Below are 687 nucleotides of genomic sequence, written 5' to 3' on the forward strand. Positions count from 1 at the left end.
CTGCTGCACCGAGCGAGTTCATCTTCTGGTTCAGCTTGCCGAACTGCTGGTCCGTGTACGCATTCGCGGACCGCACGGCCTCGCCGATCTTGCCGTCAACGTTGGTGTTCACCGCAGCGATTGCATTGTTGAACTGCTGCATGTTGACCGCGTCGGTCGGCGCCGTGCCGGCTGCGACGTTGGTGATGCGGCGCTGCTGCGTTGCCGAACCCACCGACACCGTGTTGTCCTCGGTAGCGACCGAGCCCGCGCCGAGCGCAACCGAGTTGCTGCCGGTTGCGGAGGCGCTGGCGCCGATTGCCGTCGAGTGCGAACCCGTGGCCACGGCGCCTTCGGTGTCGCGATTGCCGTCGGCTGCGACGAACGGATTGGTGGAATCCGCAATCGCGTTGTTGACCCTCGAGAGGGCTGCGTTCATCTGGTCGAGGTTGACCGCGTCCGAACCTGCCTGGCCCTGGCCGACGTTGTGGATCACCGTGCCGCCCGGCGCGTTGCCGCCACCCAGCGTGACGCTGCTGTAGTCCGGCGTACCGTTGGCGCTGGTGTCGTACTTCACGGCGCCCTGGCTCACCTGATCGACCTTGTTGCTGACCGCGTTCAACTGATCGACGTTGGCGGCGTCTGTACCTTGCGTGCCGGCGGCGACGTTGGTGATCTGACGCTCGTTGCCCGCCGAGCCCACGAGAC

1 pseudogene is annotated in these 687 nt (G+C 65.9%); it reads right to left on the reverse strand.

Annotated features, from left to right (window positions below):
- A pseudogene (locus BN2475_RS33085) lies at positions 1-687 on the reverse strand (ESPR-type extended signal peptide-containing protein); the annotation flags it as partial.

The organism is Paraburkholderia ribeironis (assembly GCF_900019265.1).
Taxonomy (GTDB): domain Bacteria; phylum Pseudomonadota; class Gammaproteobacteria; order Burkholderiales; family Burkholderiaceae; genus Paraburkholderia; species Paraburkholderia ribeironis.